At 58.6% G+C, this 18,589-nt stretch carries 12 protein-coding genes; 1 reads left to right on the top strand and 11 read right to left on the bottom strand.

Features of this window, described 5'->3' with window-relative positions:
- Positions 1-99: 99 nt before the first annotated feature.
- Genes WC359_05530 through aroF form a run of 9 tightly spaced genes read right to left on the bottom strand, consistent with a single transcriptional unit; the run spans position 100 to position 8,573 of the window.
- Positions 100-978 carry a prephenate dehydrogenase gene (locus WC359_05530; GenBank protein ID MFA5399876.1) on the bottom strand — a complete coding sequence of 293 codons (879 nt, stop codon included), beginning with the start codon at positions 976-978 and terminating at the stop codon, positions 100-102.
- Complete coding sequence (pheA, locus tag WC359_05525; GenBank protein ID MFA5399875.1) at positions 975-2,048, bottom strand: prephenate dehydratase; 1,074 nt, start codon at positions 2,046-2,048, stop codon at positions 975-977. The genes WC359_05530 and pheA overlap by 4 nt, the downstream gene beginning before the upstream one ends.
- Positions 2,045-3,136, bottom strand: a complete 1,092-nt coding sequence (gene aroC, locus WC359_05520; GenBank protein MFA5399874.1) for a chorismate synthase — start codon at positions 3,134-3,136, stop codon at positions 2,045-2,047. Before aroC ends, pheA begins: the two co-directional genes overlap by 4 nt.
- Entirely contained in the window at positions 3,126-4,388 is a 1,263-nt protein-coding gene (aroA, locus tag WC359_05515) for a 3-phosphoshikimate 1-carboxyvinyltransferase (GenBank protein ID MFA5399873.1), read from the bottom strand. Before aroA ends, aroC begins: the two co-directional genes overlap by 11 nt.
- Positions 4,357-4,899: a shikimate kinase gene (locus WC359_05510; GenBank protein ID MFA5399872.1), complete on the bottom strand. Its 543-nt coding sequence runs from the start codon at positions 4,897-4,899 to the stop codon at positions 4,357-4,359. The genes aroA and WC359_05510 overlap by 32 nt, the downstream gene beginning before the upstream one ends.
- Positions 4,889-5,761, bottom strand: coding sequence for a shikimate dehydrogenase (locus tag WC359_05505; protein MFA5399871.1), 873 nt, complete (start codon positions 5,759-5,761; stop codon positions 4,889-4,891). Before WC359_05505 ends, WC359_05510 begins: the two co-directional genes overlap by 11 nt.
- A complete protein-coding gene (locus WC359_05500) occupies positions 5,761-6,414 on the bottom strand; it encodes a type I 3-dehydroquinate dehydratase (protein MFA5399870.1) in 654 nt (217 codons plus the stop codon). The genes WC359_05505 and WC359_05500 overlap by 1 nt, the downstream gene beginning before the upstream one ends.
- Positions 6,407-7,489 carry a 3-dehydroquinate synthase gene (gene aroB, locus WC359_05495; GenBank protein ID MFA5399869.1) on the bottom strand — a complete coding sequence of 361 codons (1,083 nt, stop codon included), beginning with the start codon at positions 7,487-7,489 and terminating at the stop codon, positions 6,407-6,409. Before aroB ends, WC359_05500 begins: the two co-directional genes overlap by 8 nt.
- Positions 7,490-7,505: 16 nt before the next feature.
- Positions 7,506-8,573, bottom strand: a complete 1,068-nt coding sequence (gene aroF / locus WC359_05490; GenBank protein ID MFA5399868.1) for a 3-deoxy-7-phosphoheptulonate synthase — start codon at positions 8,571-8,573, stop codon at positions 7,506-7,508.
- A 289-nt stretch (positions 8,574-8,862) separates the two neighbouring features.
- Between aroF and WC359_05485 the strand changes: the two genes are divergently transcribed.
- Positions 8,863-11,565 (top strand): cation-translocating P-type ATPase, encoded by a 2,703-nt coding sequence (locus tag WC359_05485; GenBank protein ID MFA5399867.1) that lies wholly within the window; start codon positions 8,863-8,865, stop codon positions 11,563-11,565.
- Between the two features lie 84 nt (positions 11,566-11,649).
- Here WC359_05485 and WC359_05480 read toward each other — a convergent pair whose 3' ends face one another.
- Both WC359_05480 and WC359_05475 read right to left on the bottom strand, forming a co-directional pair.
- Positions 11,650-12,663, bottom strand: a complete 1,014-nt coding sequence (locus WC359_05480; GenBank protein ID MFA5399866.1) for an inorganic phosphate transporter — start codon at positions 12,661-12,663, stop codon at positions 11,650-11,652.
- Between the two features lie 110 nt (positions 12,664-12,773).
- Positions 12,774-18,584 (bottom strand): hypothetical protein, encoded by a 5,811-nt coding sequence (locus WC359_05475; protein MFA5399865.1) that lies wholly within the window; start codon positions 18,582-18,584, stop codon positions 12,774-12,776.
- Between the last annotated feature and the right edge of the window lie 5 nt (positions 18,585-18,589).

The following is an 18,589-nucleotide window of genomic DNA, read 5'->3' as shown; positions in this document are numbered from 1 at the left end:
GGATGTCCCATCACCGGGACGCCTTGCCGTGCCGGATTTTCTTGCATCAGCAGGATGCTGAAGGTATTTTCTTATTCTAATATATCATATATGTTTGGATTAGTCAGCCAGTCTGTATAAATTTTTATAGGCGGCTGAGAAATCCGGATCTTCACGCTCGAACTGCTTGCGAAGATAACGCATCCTCTCTGAGAAATGCTCTCCATCCTGTTCACGCACCAGTTTAAGCCAGAGGTCCGTCTTCTCCCGGAAAAGCTGCTCTATGTCGGCCATATCCGGCAGGCTCATCTGTAGTGAGGAATAGAAATCGGGATCCTCGGAAAGGACGGCCTCTGCCAGTGTCAGCAGCAGGCGGAAGCTGGTGCCGCTGACTTCGCCTGCCTGCTTCAGGCTTTTCAGGCTTAGCAGTGTATCCGCCGATACGAGGGCGATGAAATGGGGCAGGCCCAGCACCATGCCCATCAGTTCGTCGTGCCGGGTGGGGCTCATAACTGCTATTCTGGCGCCCCTGCTTTCGAGCTGCCGGCGCAGCTGCGCTGCCAGAGATTCTTCCTCATCTCCGACAGGTGTAAATACGAAGCGTTGCCCCTGCAACGATGCGGCGCCCGGGCCGAACATGGGGTGTGTGCCCAGTATGCGGCATCCGCTTAAATACTTATGCATTATCTCAACCGGGCGTTGTTTGACGGAGGCGATATCGAATACGTATTGCCCGGGCCTTGTGTGCGGCGCCAGCTGGCGCACCACGGCCTCGAAGCTGCCGATAGGAACAGAAATTACTATAGCCTCGGCCTGTTTCACGGCCTGCTCCAGGGGCGCAGCCCGGCAGCCCAGTTCCCGGGCCGCCTCCTCGAGCTTCTGCAGGCTGCGGCCTGCTATCGTGACCTGCAGGCCCTCTCCCTTCAGAAAGCGCGCAAGCCACCTGCCCATCTTCCCGTATCCGCCTATGACGCAGATCTTCGTAACTTTAGCGCTCATGTCTGTCTGGCCTTTGGATAGGATCCCAGCACCTTGAGGAAGAGGGAGATATCCTCCAATTGTATCAGCGTCTGCTGCACTGCGCCATCGCTGCGGTGGCCCTCGAAATCCAGGTAGAAATTATATTCCCAGGGTTTCTGGCGGGTGGGACGCGACTCTATTTTGGTCAGGTTGATCCGCCTTTTGGCGAACTCCCCCAGCGCCTGGTACAGCGTGCCCGGTTTGTGCTTGAGCAAAAAGACGATGGAGGTCTTGTCGTGGCCTGAAGGCGGCGCATCTGAGCGGCCGAGAACGAAGAACCGGGTGGTATTGCGGGGATTATCTTCGATCTCGCGGTCCAGTATTTTCATATCGTAAATCTGTGCGGAACGGGCGCCGGCGATGGCCGCCCCGTCCATGATCTTCTTCTCTTTTATCATTTTCACGCTGCCCGCCGTATCGTAGGCCGGTATGATCTCGCAGCCCAGGTACCGCAGGTAGGCCTGGCATTGCGCCAGGGCCTGCGGGTGGGAGTAGATCCTTTTAATGGACGATGGAGAAACGCCGCGGTTGGAGATCAGGCAGTGCGAGACCCTGATCAGCGTCTCCCCGCAGACCATCACGTCCGCGTCCAGCAGCAGGTCGTAGGAGCGGCTGATGCTGCCTTCCTGAGAGTTCTCAACCGGCACTATCCCGCAGGGCACGCCGCCTTCCTGCACCAGCTTGAATACCTCGTCCAGCGTCTCGCAGGGGCGCGTCAGCACGGAATTGCCGAAGAAGTCGAAGGCCGCCTCCTGGCTGTAGGCGCCGTCCTGTCCCTGGAAGGCGACCTCTGTTCCCTGTACGCTCCTCGATGCAGCGATAATCTGGCGGTAGAGCCGTTCTACATCTTCCGGATTGACGCCCTCTTTTTTTGCCAGCCGTCTGACGTGCTCCAATACCGCCTTTTCGCGGGCGGCATCCTGGATCAGTCCGCGTCCTTTTCTCTTGAAATCTCCTATCTTGCGGGCTGCCATCAACCGCCGGGACAACAGCTTAACTATACTTGAATCGATGCTGTCGATGTCTTTTCTCAAATCATCCAGGCTCATGAGATTATTCTCCCTATATGGCCGGCCCGCAAGGCGAAGTCGCACAGAACCAGCGACATCATGGCTTCAACCACGGGCACCGCCCTCGGCACGATGCAACTATCGTGCCGGCCTTTGACGGATAGATCGACCGTCCGGCCTGTTTTCAGACTGACGGTCTTCTGGCTTTTACCGATAGACGCAGTGGGTTTGAAGACTATTCTGGCGATAATGGGCATACCGTTGCTCAATCCGCCCGATACCCCGCCTGCATGGTTGGTAAGAGTGACTATTTTCTTGTTTTTTACGCTGAAGAGGTCGTTGTGTTGCGATCCCTTCATTGATGCCGCGCTGAAACCGGCGCCGAATTCGACGCCCCTGGCGGCGGGTATGGCGAAGAAAGCCCTGGAAAGTTCGCCCTCCAGTGTGTCGAAGACCGGCTCCCCCAGCCCGCCGGGCACGTTGAGCGCCAGCGCCTCCACCGTGCCGCCGATGCTGTCGGCCTCCTTCTGAACGGCCTTAATCACGGCCATCATTTTTTTTGCCGCCACAGGGTCAACGCATCTCACCGGGGTCTTATCTATGATGCGTCTTGTGATATGCGAGAGGTGCGGGTCGGCCTTGATATCACCGATCTGCACGGTGTGGGCGATTATCTCGATACCGTGTAGCGCAAGCAGCTTCCTGGCTATCGCGCCCGCCATGACGAATCCGGCTGTGATACGGCCGGAGAACCTGCCGCCGCCGCGGAAATCGTTGTATTTGCCGTATTTGAGAAAGGCCGTATAATCGGCATGGCCCGGCCTGGGTGTGGAGATGATATCTTTATAGGCACTGGAGTCGGCGTCTTTATTCCAGGCCAGCAGGCAGATGGGCGCACCCGTCGACCTGCCGTTAAATATGCCCGAGAGGGCTTCCACCCTGTCCTCTTCTCTGCGCCCCGTGCCGCCGGCGCTGCTCTGCGGTTTGCGGCGATCTACCTCGGCCTGTATCTCATCCAGCCCGATGGGCAGGCCTGCCGGGCAGCCGTCAATCACCACGCCCACGCACCTGCCGTGGCTTTCCCCGAAGCTGGTTACAACAAACTGCATTCCGATGCTATTGCTCATTTAAAACCACCTCCCCTCCCAGGCTCTTCAAGCCGGCCCAGAAGTCTGGATATGTCTTGTTCACGCACTCGGCGCCCTCTATGACCGTATTGCCGGCCAGCACGCCCAGTATGCTGAAGGCCATGGCTATCCTGTGGTCGCCTTTCGCATCGATCGTGCAGCCGGCAGGCCCGGCGCCGGTGATACTCAAGGTATCCCTCTCCTCCCTGACAGGTATGCCCATCCGCTGTAACCCCTCCTTTACCGCAGCCACCCTGTCGGACTCCTTCAGCCGGGCGCGGCTGATGCCGCTCAGGATGCTCTCTCCCTGCGCTGCGGCAGCCAGCACCGCCATGGTCGGCAGCAGATCGATGCAGTCGGACAGGTCGGCCTTCACGGCTTTCAGTTTCGCCTTCCTGGCCCTCACACCGTCGCCACGTGCCTGCAAATCGGCGCCTATGCGCTTGAGCAGGGTCAGTATCTCCCTGTCGGCCTGCAAGCTCGACCTGTTCAGGTTCGACACCTGTACGTCGCCCGCCACGGCGCCCAGCGCCAGCAGGTAGGAGGCCGACGACCAGTCCCCTTCCACGCAGTAGCGTGCGGGCCTGTAGGCCTGCGGCTTGATCTCGAATCTAAGATCATCAGGGCTGCGCTGCACCCGGACACCGTACTTCTTCATGCAATCGATCGTCATATCGATATAAGGCCTGGATTCCACCGGCGGGGCCAGCTCTATGCTCATCCCCTCATCGGCCCTGGGCGCGATGAAAAGCAGTGCTGAGACAAGCTGCGAGCTGATGTCCCCCGGCAGCCCGGCCGTGCCGCCCTTTAAGCGGCCTCCCCGGATGGTAACCGCCGCGCTGCCCTCAGTGGTGCAGTCCACGCCCAGCAGCTTGAGTGCCTCCACCAGCGGAGCGATGGGCCTTCTCGATAGAGACAAACCCGCCGTCAGCCGGCAGGTGCCCGGTACAAGAGAGCAGATGGCTGTCATAAAGCGCAGCGTGCCGGCCGAATCGCGGCAGAACAGCTCCGAATCAGGCTGGCGGAGGCTATTGCCTTTGACCAGCCAGGAGCCTTCCTTTTCATTGATAAGTACCCCGATTTTACGCAGCACGTCACGACCGGCGTCGGTGTCGTCGGCATAAAGCGGACGTTCGATCTCGCTCCACCCGTCCGAAAGCGCGGCGCACATCAGGCCGCGCAGTGTGTAGCTCTTGGAGGATGGAGCCGGTATCCCGCCGCTAAGCCTGCTCCGGGAGATTGTGACAATCATAAGTTCTTAGCTCCGAAATTATTTTTTCTACCACGCGCTCGATATCGAGCGCCGATGTATCTATCGTCAGATCGGCCGCCGCCTCGTACAAAGGCAACCTGCGTTTGAGCAGCCCGCCCATGGCCGAAGCGGGATCGACGACCTGCAGCAGGGGACGCTGTTCAGGGTTGTTTAATACGCGCCGCAGCAGGACGGAGGGCTCGGCCGGCAGATATACTATAATCGCATTGCGCCTGAGCGCCTCGACGTTGGATTGCTCGAGAACCACCCCGCCTCCGCAGGCTATCACCGTGTTTTCCCTGCCGGCGGCGTCGTTGACCGCCTGTGACTCGATACGCCGGAAGGCGGCTTCGCCGTCATATGAAAAAATCTGGGAGATCGACCTCCCTGCTTTTTGCTGGATGATGGTATCGAGATCGATAAAATCCATTGCGGCGGCCTTCGCCAGCGCCCGGCCGACCGCGGATTTGCCTGCCCCCATAAAGCCGATTAAAGCGATATTACTTTTCATAGCGTTTCACCGCTTCGGCAGCCGCCCGGCGCATCAAATCGACCGGCGCTCTGCAGCCGGTCCATATTTCCAAGGACAGCGCCCCCTGCCATCCCAGCATATCCAGCCCTCCTATAATCCTGGCCCCCGCTTTCTCCGCGTCGCTGAGCAGCCTGGTTACGACCGGATTATATACGATATCCGCCACGATATGCCTGCGCTCCAGCAGTTTGCCGTTGACCGGGCTCTCGCCGGCCTGCGGGGCCATTCCCAGGCTGGTGGCGTTCACCACCAGGTCGGCCTTTGCCAGCGCTGAGGCCAGGTTGTCCGGATTCAACTCCAGCGCCGCGAATGTACGGCCCGTATATTTCGCCATGTCTGCCGCGCAGTCCAGCGCTTTTTGTACGGTCCGGTTGAGGATGGTAACATTGCTGCCGAGAGAGGCCAGCGCGAAGCAGACGGCCCTGGAGGCGCCACCCGCGCCGATAACGACTGCATGCATTCTGCCCGCCTCTATGCCCTGCTCCTTCAGCAGGCGCAGGAAACCCTCGGCGTCGGTATTGAAACCCAATAGTCTCCCGTCTTTGTTGTGGACCACATTAACTGCGCCGATGCGCTGCGCCAGCGCATCGACCTCGTCCAGCAGGGGTATAATCGACACCTTATGAGGTATCGTAACGTTCATGCCTGCGATATGCAGCGCCCGGATGCCTTCGACGGCGCCCGCCAGATTCTCTTTGCTCACCCTGAAGGGTAAATAAACATAGTTGAGCCCCAGCTTGCGAAAGGCGGCGTTGTGCATGGCGGGGGAGACGCTGTGTTCCAGCGGATCACCCATCACGCCGCATACCATTGTGCTGCCGTTCAATTCAAAATCCGCCATCACGCCATCGTCCCATAAATCCTGCGCAGGAGCTCCACGCTCAGCTGCCCTGGGGCGGAGCCTCCGGTCTTATCAATCGAGGCATAGGTCAGATAGCCGCCCGCCAGAGGCGAGAGGACGCGGCTGAGCGCACCTGCCGGACCCATGGCGAAGGAGATCACATCGATCCCCGGGAAGCGGCCCGGTAGTTCGAGCACCGACGGGTTGTCATCGATATCTCTGGCCATGGTCACGACTTTGCAGATAGCGGCGCCCGCGGCGAGTTGCTGTTTTACGATGATAGATAGTCGCTCCAGCGGGGGAGTCTCATCCCAGTTGTGATAGGATATCAGGCATCTGGCGTTGCCCTTTATGCGTTTCACCGTCTCATTAAGCGCCGGAGAGTCAAGCTCGATGTCCACGATGGCGGCGCCCAGTTCGACCGCCCGCATCAGTTCGTTAACGAGTTGCTCCTCGCTGCCGGCGAATTTTCCGCGGTGCGAGATGTCCCGCATGGTAGCTATCCAGGGCTTATGCAGGTGCGGTACCAGTTTGTGCCAGCCGTCGCCAACCAGGTCCATGCGCAGCTCAAACAGGTCCGACAGGGATTCATTTCTCTTGATGGCGTCCGTGTCGCTGTCGGTGATCACCGCGCAGATTCTGGGCTTATCCATTGTCATTCTCCAGCACTTCTACGGCCAGGGCGAAGCTGACATCGCTCGAAATGAAGACGCGTCCTATCCTTTGCGGCAGGATGAACCTTGTCTTGCCGTCGACCACCTTTTTATCACGATTAATAGCCTGCAGGACCCTGGACATATCCAGACGGGGCATGTGCACAGGCAGTCCCGCCTGCAGCAACAGGTCCTTCAGCCTGGTCAGGTCACGAAACGGGAATATACCCAGCCGGTTTGAGATGGCTGAGGCTTTGACCATGCCTATAGCCACGGCCTGGCCGTGCCCTATCCTGAAATCGGATGCGGCCTCTACGGCATGGCCTATGGTGTGTCCGAAGTTCAGTATATTGCGCAGCCCGGTGTCGCGCTCATCTTTTTCCACTATGCGCGCCTTGATATACACGCAACGCTGGACCACTTCTTCCAGCAGGTCGTCTTCAAGGGCGCGGATGCCGGCCATTTTTTTCTCGAGCAGGCTGAAAAAGGGCCGGTCGCGGATCATCCCGTACTTGATCACCTCGGCCAGTCCGTTGCTGACTTCTTTCGGCGGCAGACTATTTAGAGTGAAGGTGTCGGCGATGACCAGTTCGGGATGGTGAAACACGCCGATATTGTTTTTAAGCGGGCCGTGGTCCACCGCCGTTTTACCCCCCAGACTGCTGTCCACCTGGGCCAGCAGCGTGGTCGGCAGGGCCACCAGGGGCAGGCCCCTCATGTAGGTGGCTGCCACGAATCCCGCCAGGTCGCCTATTACGCCGCCTCCCAGCGCCAGCACGGGAGTGGACCGTTCCGCCCGGGCGTTTTGCATTCCGCCGTAGAGCCTGGCCGCGGTGTCGAGTGATTTATGCTGCTCACCCTCGGCCACCAGCAGCGTCACGGTTTTAAAGCCCTCTTTCTCCAGTGCCTGCCTGACCATGACGCCGTACAACCGGTCGACATCCGGATTGCTGATTATAACAGCCTTCTCGCCTGCAAACCGTTCCCTGGCCCATCTGCCCGCATTGTAAAGCAGGCCGCCGCCGATGCGCACATCGTAGCTTACCCTGCCGGGCTTGATCCTTACTGTCCTCAACCTTCGATACCGCCTGTCAGCTTCCGGATTTGGCTGATACCATGCCGTGGATCTCACGGCAGGACTTTATTATATCCTGTAATTCGGCGGGTGTAATGGTCTGGCGGCCGTCGACGATGGCCTCCTGAGGATTATAGTGCACCTCGATCATCAGTCCGTCGGCGCCGGCGGCTACGGCCGCGCAGCTCATACTGAATATGAGGTCACGACGGCCCGTGCTGTGGCTGGGATCGATGATTACGGGCAGGTAAGTCTCCTTTTTAATGACCGGCACTGCGGCAAGGTCCAGAGTGTAACGCGTATACTCCTTGCCCTTGCCTACCGGCACGATGCCTCGCTCGCAAAGGATGATGTCCTTGTTGCCCTCGGCGGCGATGTAATCGGCGAAGGAGAGGAACTCCTCAATGCCGGCGCCGAAATGCCGCTTGAGCAGTATGGGCCTGTTCTTCTTGCCGACCTTGGCCAGCAGGTCCTGGTTGTACATGTTGCGCGATCCGATCTGAAGTATATCGACATATTCAGCCGCCAGGTCTACATGGTCCTCGCCCCTGACCTCGGTGACGACGGGCAGACCGAACTCCCTGCCTGCATCGCGCATCCATTTGAGCGCCTGCTCGGCGCTCTTGGTGTCGCTGCCGCCCACTCCCTGGAAGGAGTGGACCGAGCTCCTGGGCTTGAATATCCCGCCCCTCAGGATGTGTGCGCCGGCTTTTTTGATGCTCTCTGCGATCATGAAGAGCTGTTTTTTGTTCTCCACCGCGCAGGGCCCGGCCATGATGATAGGTTCACCGTTGCCGATATGGATGTTGCCTATATCGATGGTGCGGCGCAGCCCGCCGCTGCCGTCGGCTGCGCGCCCGTACTCCCTGCTGATCAGCTTGTATGGGGTTTCGATTTTGACCACCTCCTTGACGCCGGGCAGTATGGCGAAGTTATCGAAGGGCACCTTGCGCTCATCGCCCACCAGGCCGATAACCGTCCTGAAATCCCCCCGCGAGACATCCGCCTTGAGCCCGTGAACCTTGATCTGCCTGATCACGTTCTTGATCTCCTCTTCCGTGGCGTCGCGTTTCATTATCATCATTGTATGTGTACCTCCCTGAAATTTTGTGTAAAAAAAGAAGGGCCTCCGCCTGGAGGGCCCTTCTTGCTATTCTTACTTACAGTTATTTAAAATTCAGGTATGTTGCATCGTCCCCCAGGCAGTCGGCCGGGCGTAAAATAATAATAGGCGTAAAACCAGCGGGACGCTATGCAGTTAACCATGGATTAAACATTAACATAGAATCACAGGTATGTCAAAATGCCCGGCGTGACTCGCAACTGCTATAATTATGCGTTGAGCCGGACGACATATCGAAAGGAAGCTGCAAATGAATTCTGACAGGAGAGATCCCTGGTATAACCTGTCTGCTGATGAAGCGCTGGCCAGGTTGGATTCCAGCAGCGGCGGACTGAGCCATGAAGAGGTTGCCTCCAGGCTGGAGAAGTACGGGTACAATGAGCTGGAAGGTGATGACAGCGTATCGCCGTGGCGGCTGCTGCTGGAGCAATTCAAGAACGTTCTGATCATAATACTGCTGGTCGCAGTTGCGCTCTCCGCCTTCCTGGGCGAGGTCACCGACGCCATCGTTATTTTCATTATTATTTTATTCGCTGCCGGCCTGGGCTTTTTCCAGGAATACCGGGCGGGACGCGCCATCCAGGCGCTCAAGCGTATGGCGGCGCCGCTGGCCTCGGTGTTGCGGAGTGGAGTGGAGACCGATGTGCCCGCCAGGGAGCTGGTGCCGGGCGATGTTATCCTGCTGACCATGGGCGATATGGTGCCCGCCGACGCCCGCATTATCGAGGAGGTCAACCTGAGGACCAACGAGGCGCCGTTGACCGGGGAATCCAATGCGATTGAGAAGAATAGCGGACGGATCGAGGGCGATGCCGGCCTGGGCGACAGGGTAAATATGGTATTTTCCGGAACAGTGGCTGTCTACGGCAGGGGCAAAGCCGTGGTGGTTGAAACCGGCAGCGGGACCGAGTTCGGCCAGATTGCCCGCATGCTGAAGGAGGTCAGAGAGGAGAGGACGCCCCTGCAGGTCAACCTGGACAGCATAGGTAAATATATAGCCATAGGCGCATTGATACTGTGCGCCGTGCTGGCCGGCATGGGCATCTGGCGCGGGCATCCGCCGCTGGAGATGCTGATCTGGGGCGTAAGCCTGGCTGTGGCTGCGGTCCCCGAGGCGCTGCCCGCCGTGGTGACTATATCACTGGCGCTGGGCGTCAGGCGCATGGTCAAACGCCACGCGCTGGTGCGCCGGCTGTCCGCGGTAGAGACGCTGGGATGTACCACCGTGATCTGCTCCGATAAGACCGGCACGCTGACCGAGGACCAGATGACGATGAAAAAGATCTATCTGGACGGTCAATTTATCGAGGTTACCGGCACAGGCTATGAGCCCACGGGCGAATTTTACAGGGACGGCAGCAAGCTGGACCCGGCCGATCCCGTGCTGCAGAAGTATTTAAAGGCGGCCAACCTGTGCGCCAACGCCAAGCTTTACCAGGAGGACGATCGCTGGAGGATCAAGGGAGATCCCACGGAGGGCGCCTTCCTGGTGGCGGCGGCCAAGGCAGGTCTGATTGAATACCAGGCCGGCAACGATAATCCGCTGGTCGGCGAGATACCATTCACGTCGGAGACCAAGAGGATGGTGGTCGCCTACAGGGAGCCCGATGGAGTCGTGGCCTATTCCAACGGCGCAGCCGAGGTTATCCTTAATGCCTGCGAATATATCTATCGTGATGGACGGGAGGTCAGGTTGAATGAGGATGAGAAGGCCCGGATTCACGGCAAGATACATCAAATGGCGGCCGAGGCGCTCAGGGTGCTGGGCACCGCTTACAAGAGGCTGCCCGGTGGGTTCAATACTGAGGAATTCACGGTCCGCGGAATGGTGCTGCTCGGCCTGGGTGGAATGATCGATCCGCCGCGTTCGGAGGCCAAGGGGTCCATCGCAGTGTGCGACCAGGCCGGGATAAGGACCATCATGATAACGGGCGATCATAAGCTGACGGCGGTTACCATCGCCGGCGAGCTGGGCATAATGAAGGGCGGAATGGCGCTGACGGGCGAAGAGATAAACGGGATGTCCGAGGAAGAATTCAACCGCACGGCGGAGGAGGTCGATGTCTATGCCAGGGTCTCGCCGGAGCATAAACTGCGCGTGGTCGAGGCGCTGGCCCGCAAGGGACATGTGGTGGCCATGACAGGCGACGGCGTCAACGATGCGCCGGCGCTCAAGAAAGCGGATATCGGCATAGCCATGGGAATCAAAGGCACGGACGTTACCCGTGAAGCCGCCGATATGATTCTGACCGACGATAATTTCGCCTCAATTGTGGCGGCGGTGGAGGAAGGGCGGGCCATCTATGACAACATCAAGAAATATCTGGTATTCCTGCTTTCCTGCAATCTCGGTGAGATACTGCTCATGGCCTCCGCCATATTGCTGGGTCCTTTGCTGGGCATACCCGGAGGAGCGCTGCCACTGATCGCCGTGCAGATTCTCTACGTCAACCTGGCAACCGACGGCCTGCCGGCGCTGGCACTGGCCGTTGACCCCTACTCCAAAGACGTCATGTTCAGGAAGCCGCGACCGCGCAACCAGACCGTTTTCACGCGCAATACGGTGAGCTACATGGTTGTTATGGGAGTCTGGACATGCCTGGCTTCCATCTTCGTTTTCATATGGGCGTTGAACCGGGGCGAGAGCCTGCTGGAGGCGCAGAGCCTGTGTTTTGTCACCCTTATCATCATCCAGTTCCTCAATGCATTCAATTGCCGTTCGCTGGAGCGGTCGCTCTTCAACCTGGGCGTTGAACAGAACAGGTGGCTGCTGGCCGCCGTAGGCTGGGAGCTGACGCTGCTCTTACTTGTAGTCTACGTTCCCTTGCTGCAGGGCGCTTTCAACACTTATTCGCTGACTGTGGAGGATTGGGTGGTGGCGATATCCAGCGCCCTGACCATAGTCGTGGTCGCCGAGATATACAAGCTGATTTCCGTCAGGCTCAACAGGTAGCCGGTACATAAGCCGGGCTGCTGTAGGGGCGGACCTTCAGGTCCGCCCGTTTGGAAAGAAGCAACAGTCGGTAACTATCGTCTATTAGAAAAGTGCCTGCCCCATAGTAAATTGCAGCAGGAAATAGATCAGGGCGGCGATGATGGCTGCGCCGGGTATGGTCAGCAGCCAGGCCCAGACGATGCGAAGTGTCACGCCCCAGTGGACAGCTGTCCAGCGGTTGGCAGAGCCCACGCCTGAGACGGCTCCCGTAATCACATGAGTGGTGCTGACCGGTACGCCCAGGTAAGTGGCCAGGAAAATGGAGAAGGCGCTGGCGGTCTCGGCGCAGAAGCCGTCTATCGGCCTCAGCCGTGTAATCTTTTGCCCCATGGTCTTGACTATGCGCCAGCCTCCCGTCAATGTGCCCAGCGCAATTGCGGCATAAGATAGCAGGACCACCCAGATCGGGACATGGAACTCTGTGAGCAATCCCCCTGCCAGAAGCAGGCTGGTGATGACGCCCATGGTCTTCTGCGCGTCGTTGCCGCCGTGCCCCAGGCTGTAGAGCGCGGCTGATACCAGTTGAGCAATGCGCGACCACCTGTTGACCACGCCCGGACGCTGCCTGCACAGCATCCAGGAGGCCAATACTTTCAATACATATCCCAAAACGAGCCCGATGGCCGGGGCCAGGATGATGAATATCAATGTCATGTACCAGCCCGAGGGTATGATCACACCGAAACCGCTTTTTACGACGGCGGCGCCGGCGTAGCCGCCGATCAGGGCGTGTGAGGAGCTGCTGGGCAGACCGAAGTACCAGGTGATCATATTCCAGCTTATCGCGCCCAGCAGACCTGCCAGTATGACCGTCTCGTTGATGGAGCTGACGTCGATCATGCCCTTGCCGATGGTCTCGGCCACCAGCGTGCCGAAGATCAGGAACGCTGCGAAGTTGAAGAAGGCGGCCCAGATCACGGCCAGCCTGGGGGAGAGGACGCGGGTGGAGACAACTGTGGCGATGGAGTTGGCGGCATCGTGCATGCCGTTGGTGAAATCAAAAGCCAGGGCGACAAGTATGATGAAGCCGACGAAGATTAAGTTTAAATCAAGCATGAAGCAGAAGGCGTTAATAATAATTCAGGCGACTAATTATATTATGTTTTGAGCTTAATTGTTATCCGGGGTCGTCGGGACTGGTGGGGATGGAAGATCGACGGCTGCCGTCAATACGGGTTTTGCCGGCGGCGCAGTATCATTAAAACTCCAATGAATAGCGCAGCCAGCAGGCAGAGGGAGCTAAGTACCAGTACGATATTGTTGCCCAGGTTGTCGCTCACGCTGAAGCTGCCCGCGCTCATACCGTTGACGTACACCGAATAAGTACCCGGCATTTCGCGGCTGACTGCGAACTCGACCCTGGTGGATTTTCCACTGTTAACTGAGACGCCGTAGCTCTGGTCCTGCTCTCCGTTGACATAAATCGTAACATCGGTAGAGCCGTTCACCCTGCCTTTATTGGTTACCAGCGCTGAGACTGTCACGGGAATTCCCGGCTCGGTACTTGATGAAGATAGAGACGCCGATTGTACAACAATGTTGGATAAATTAATGGTGTTCGATTCCCACGTCCAGGTATATGTGTTTGATACCGTGGATGAATGCGAGGTAATCTGCTGCTGTAAGGGCGGAGCAACATCTTCAGTTGGTGGTGGTGGTGGAGTTGGTGATGGCGATAGTTGAATATGTGTCCTCGCAGTATCAAATGCGGGCCCGTGCATATTACCTGCCGGGTACTGCCAGACAGCAAGGCCGGTGGAAATGATATCCGAGCCGGCGGGAGCGCCGCAGCAGGAGATGGTCACCGTTACCTGCCGCGTACTTGCGGCTGCAAGGGGGCCCAAATTCCAGGTGACCACGCCGCCTGCATAGGTCCCACCGTCGCTGGAGACGACATAAGTGCAGCTGGAGGGAAGTATATACTGAGCGATTACGTTGCCGGCGTCTACGGTTGAGCTATTATTGGTAATGGATAGTGTGAAGACCAGGTTGGTGCCGCACTGCCCAGTGGGCGGCCCGCTCACGGCCATTGAGAGAACAGGGAAAAGATATGCGGTGGTGGTGAAGCTTCCGCCGGCAGGTCCGTATTCATTTGTGAGGCTGTCTTTCCAGGTGGCAGCGGCCGTATCGACCAGCACGGTCTGCTCCGCGATAAGAGGATCGACCTGTAAAGTAACCGTTACCGAGCGCGATCCGGACGGGGCGATGGTTCCCAGGTTCCAGGTGACTATGCCGGCGGCATAGGCACCGCCATCGCTGCTGCTCACATAGATCATACCGGTCGGAACGTAATCCTTGAGCTCGGTATCGAGGGCACTTCCTCCTGATGAATTGGTTAAAGTAATGGTGTAGGTGCATTGATCGCCCGGGCTGGCTGTGGCCGTGCCGGATTTGGCAACTGTCAGATGAGGAGTGGTGTAGATGGTGGTGGTCAGGGAGGCGCCGGCTGGTCCGAAGCTATCGGCGCCATACGACCAGGTAACCATGGCGCTGTTGGAAAGCGGTGTATCGTTGGCCACAGCGGCGTCCACCTGCACGGTCAGGGAAACCGAGGCGGTGCCGCCTGAGGCGAGCGTGCCCAGGTTCCAGACAACATTACCGCTGCCGTAGATGCCCGGCGGGTTGGAGCTAACATAGGCATACTTGTCAGGGAGGGCATCCACCAGGGTGACATTCTGGGCGCTGAGGCCGCCGGAGTTGGTCACATCGATAGTGAAGGTGAGTATGCCGCCGGGGCTTCCTGTTTCAGGGCCGGACTTGCTGATGGAGAGGGTGGGGTGGGTATAGCAGATAACCTCTTTGGTGGCGCTGGCCGGCCCGTAGCCTGTGCCGGAGCCGTCCTGCCAGGTTACCGCGAAGTCGTTGATGCGGCGGGAGCCGTTGGCCACAGCGGCGTCCACCTGGACGGTGATCCAGCCCGGCAGGGAAACGCCGCTGGGGATGCTTCCCAGGTTCCAGGTGACCGTGTGTGCGACGGGGTCGTAGACCGCTGAATGGCTGGAGCTGACGAATGTCAGTCCCGTCGGCAGGTAATCTACCAGGACCGCGTTTTCGGCGGACATGCCTCCTTCGTTGGTGATCGTGCCGGTGAAAGTGATATAGGAACCAACGGTGGCCTCGTCGGGTCCCTCCTTGGTGATGGTCAACTGAGGAGTAGTGTAGATGGTGGTGGTCAGGGCGCTGTTGGCGGGGCCGTAGCTGTTGCCGGAGCCGTCCTGCCAGGTAACCATGGCGCCGTTGGACAGGGGCGTACCGTTGGCCACTGCGGCGCCCACCTCCACGGTCAGGGAGATCGAGTCGTTGCCTCCCGCGTTGAGTGAGCCGAGGTTCCAGACGACGTTGCCGCCCACGAGTGCGCCGGGGGGATTGGAGCTGACATAGGTGTACTTATCCGAGAGGAGGTCCATCAGGGTGACGTTCTGTGCGCTCAAGCCGCCGGAGTTGGTCACATCGATGGTGAAGGTGAGCCGGCCGCCCGGTGTGCCCGTCGCGGGGCCGGACTTGCTGATGGAGAGCGTGGGGCCAGTATAGCAGACGACCTCCTTGGTGGCGCTGGCGGGGCCGTAGCTGTTGCCGGAGCCGTCCTGCCAGGTTACCGCGAAGTCGTTGATGCGGCGGGAGCCGTTGGGGACGGCGCCGTCCACCTGGACGGTCAGCGAGCCCGGCAGGGAAACGCCGCTGGGAATGCTTCCCAGGTTCCAGGTGACGGTATGTGCGACGGGGTCATAGACCGCTGAATGGCTGGAGCTGACGAATGTCAGTCCCGTAGGCAGGTAATCGACCAGCACCACGTTCTGGGCGGTGGTGCCGCCGATGTTGGTTATTGAGCCGTTGAATGTAATATAGGAGCCAACAGTGGCCTCGTCGGGACCTTCCTTGGTGACGGTTAACTGGGGTGTGGTGTAGATGGTGGTGGTCAGGGAAGTCCCGGCCGGTCCGAAGCTATCGGCGCCATACGACCAGGTAACCATGGCGCCGTTGGACAGTGGTGTATTGTTAGCTACGGCGGCGTCCACCTGCACGGTAACCGATACGGCGGCGGCGCCGCCTGCGTTGATTGTGCCCAGGTCCCAGATAACATTGCCGCCGATAAGGGTGGCAGGCGGGTTGGAGCTGACGTAGGTGTACTTATCTGAAAGAGCATCCATCAGAGTGACGTTCTGTGCGGGCAGGCCGCCGAAGTTGGTCACGTCGATGGTGAAGGTTAATCGGCCGCCCGGGCTTCCGACGGCAGGGCCAGACTTGCTGATAGAGAGCGTGGGGTGGGTATAGCAGATAACCTCTTTGGTGGCGCTGGCCGGCCCGTAGCCTGTGCCGGAGCCGTCCTGCCAGGTTACCGATAAGTCGTTGATGCGGTGCGAGCCGTTGGGGACGGCGCCATCCACCTGGACGGTGATCCAGCCATTTGTAGAAGCGCCGCCGTCGATGCTTCCCAGGTTCCAGGTAACGGTGCGAGCGACGGGGTCATAGACCGCTGAATGGCTGGAGCTGACGAATGTCAGTCCTGCCGGCAGGTAATCGACCAGCACCACGTTCTGGGCGGTTGTGCCGCCGATGTTGGTTATTGAGCCGTTGAATGTAATATAGGAGCCAACAGCGGCCTCGTTGGGACCCTCCTTGGTTATGGTCAACTGGGGTGCAGTGTAGATGTTGGTGGTCAGGGAGGAACTGGCGGGTCCGTAGCTATTGCCTGTGCTGTTCTCCCATGTAACCATGGCCGAGTTGCCCAGCGGGGTGCCATTAGCTACGGCGGCGTCCACCTGCACGGTAACCGATACGGCGGCGGCGCCGCCTGCGTTGATTGTGCCCAGGTCCCAGATAACATTGCCGCCGATAAGGGTGGCAGGCGGGTTGGAGCTGACGTAGGTGTACTTATCCGAGAGGACGTCCACCAGGGAGACGTTCTGGGCGGGCAGGTCGCCGGAGTTGGTCACATCGATGGTGAAGGTAAGCCAGCCGCCCGGTGTGCCCGTCGCCGGCCCCATCTTGTTAATTGATAACACCGGGCGTGTATAGACGGTGAATTCCTTGTCGGCAGTGGAAGGTCCGTAACTTGCTCCTCCTGCGTCCTTCCAGGTTGTTGAAAAGGTGTTTACCAGGTGACTTCCCTGATAAACGGACTCGTCTATCAGCACGGTGATCCAGCCCGAGAGGGAAATGCCGCTGGGGATATTGCCCAGATTCCACGTGACCGTGCGTGCGATGGGATCATAAACCGCTGAATAACTGGAGCTTACAAATGTCAGTCCTTCCGGCAGCTGGTCGACCAGCACGGCGTCTATGGCGTCCGTGCCGCCGGCATTGGTTATCGAGCCGGAAAAAGTGATATAGGAGCCGGTGGTTACCTCGTCAGGGCCTTCTTTGGTAATGGTTAGCTGGGGTGTGGTGTAAATGGTGCTGGTCAGGGAAGTGCCGGCTGGGCCGTAGGTAGTGCCGCCCGCATCCTGCCAGGTGACGGCCGCATTGTTAGACAGGGGGGTATTGTTGGCCACTCCGCCATCAACCTGCACGGTCAGTGATATGATGCTATTGCCCCCGGAGGCCAGTGATCCCAGGTTCCAGGTGACCGTGCGCGCACCGGGATCGTATACCCCTGAATAGCTGGAGCTGACATAGGCATATTCGGGCGGCAGGGTATCCACCAGAGTTATATTCTGAGCAGGCAGGCCGCCGGTGTTGGTTACATCGATGCTGAAGCTGAGAGTTCCTCCCGGGTTGCCTGTCGCCGGGCCGGACTTGCTGATTGCACAAGTCGGGTGAGTATAGATAATGACGTCTTTGGTAGCAGTTGCAGGGCCGTAGCCGGCGCCGATATCGTCCTTCCAGGTGATGCTAAAGGTATTTGTCAGAAGAGTGCCGTTGGGGACGGCGCCATCCACCTGGACGGTGATCCAGCCGGGCATCGAAGTGAGTCCTCCGACGCTGCCAAGGTTCCAGGTGACGGTGTGCGCCACAGGGTCATAGACAGATGAGTGGCTGGAGCTTATGAAATTCAATCCTGCCGGCAGGTAATCCACCATGACCACATTCTCGGCGCGTATATAGCCGACATTGCTCAGAGTGCCGGTGAAGGTTATATAAGAGCCCACGGTGGCCTCATCCGGGCCTTCTTTGGTGACGGTGAGAGATGGTGGAAATACGTAGGTTGTATCGCCGGTTATGGCATTTACTATGGCGAAATGCAGCTCGCCCCTGGCATCGTTGATAGTATCCTTGACCGTGCCGACCGATCCGAGACTGCCGGTCGAGCTGAACAGGGTTAGTGGAATCAAGCTCGCACCGGTTCCATCATCTTTTACAGTCCCGCCGTAGGCGGCGCCGTACCAGTCAATGGGTATGCTGACCTCGATACCGTAATTTGTTCCGTCATACTTGCCATAAGCCCCAACCGCCCTGGCATCCACGACGCCGCCGTAACCGGCAATATTACATACACGGCTTGTCAGCGATCCGCTGGTGTAGGCGCCCATCCTGTAATAAGGCGCGTTGTACTGGGAAAGCAGGATCCTTACCTTGGGAGTAGCCGTGTCAAGCACCGATATCTGCAAAAGGTGGTCCGCATAACCCGCCGCCGCCGCCCCCAGGTTTAACTGGATATTGTAAGTCTGTTGTGGTCTTATCACACTATTGGTGAAAGTATCGATGCGGTAATAGATATTTTGTATCTTGTTTGCGGCACTGGCGTTGTCGGTTCCGCCGTTCTGGGTGGACATGGCATTCCAGAAGTAATTGATATCGGCAGCGGTATTGCTGAAGCCGGTGCCGTCATAAATGCCGGTATTTGAAAAATCCTGGATTTCGTAGCATCCGGGATTGGGCGGCGGTGAGGCGGGCCAGTCAGTGAATGTCCCGTCTATGACGATCGCAGAGGGGCCTACGAATGTATCAGCACTGACCGGCTGGCCGGAGGATAGCAGTAGTGCAAGTGCTGCCAGGAAGATGGCCGACAGGCGATATAGAAGCTTACCGCTTATCATAAAGC

Source organism: Dehalococcoidia bacterium (assembly GCA_041653995.1).
Classification (GTDB): domain Bacteria; phylum Chloroflexota; class Dehalococcoidia; order GIF9; family UBA5629; genus CAIMUM01.
Note: the sequence above shows the minus strand (reverse complement) of the source record. Positions and strands in the feature narration are given on the sequence as shown.

Bases quoted from the DNA above. Each gene is read 5' to 3' on its own strand.
- WC359_05530 (MFA5399876.1), bottom strand. From the start codon at position 978: ATGAGCGCTAAAGTTACGAAGATCTGCGTCATAGGCGGATACGGGAAG.
- WC359_05510 (MFA5399872.1), bottom strand. From the start codon at position 4,899: ATGAAAAGTAATATCGCTTTAATCGGCTTTATGGGGGCAGGCAAATCC.
- WC359_05505 (MFA5399871.1), bottom strand. From the start codon at position 5,761: ATGGCGGATTTTGAATTGAACGGCAGCACAATGGTATGCGGCGTGATG.
- aroA (MFA5399873.1), bottom strand. From the start codon at position 4,388: ATGATTGTCACAATCTCCCGGAGCAGGCTTAGCGGCGGGATACCGGCT.
- WC359_05475 (MFA5399865.1), bottom strand. From the start codon at position 18,584: ATGATAAGCGGTAAGCTTCTATATCGCCTGTCGGCCATCTTCCTGGCA.
- pheA (MFA5399875.1), bottom strand. From the start codon at position 2,048: ATGAGCCTGGATGATTTGAGAAAAGACATCGACAGCATCGATTCAAGT.
- aroC (MFA5399874.1), bottom strand. From the start codon at position 3,136: ATGAGCAATAGCATCGGAATGCAGTTTGTTGTAACCAGCTTCGGGGAA.
- WC359_05485 (MFA5399867.1), top strand. From the start codon at position 8,863: ATGAATTCTGACAGGAGAGATCCCTGGTATAACCTGTCTGCTGATGAA.
- aroF (MFA5399868.1), bottom strand. From the start codon at position 8,573: ATGATGATAATGAAACGCGACGCCACGGAAGAGGAGATCAAGAACGTG.
- WC359_05500 (MFA5399870.1), bottom strand. From the start codon at position 6,414: ATGGATAAGCCCAGAATCTGCGCGGTGATCACCGACAGCGACACGGAC.
- WC359_05480 (MFA5399866.1), bottom strand. From the start codon at position 12,663: ATGCTTGATTTAAACTTAATCTTCGTCGGCTTCATCATACTTGTCGCC.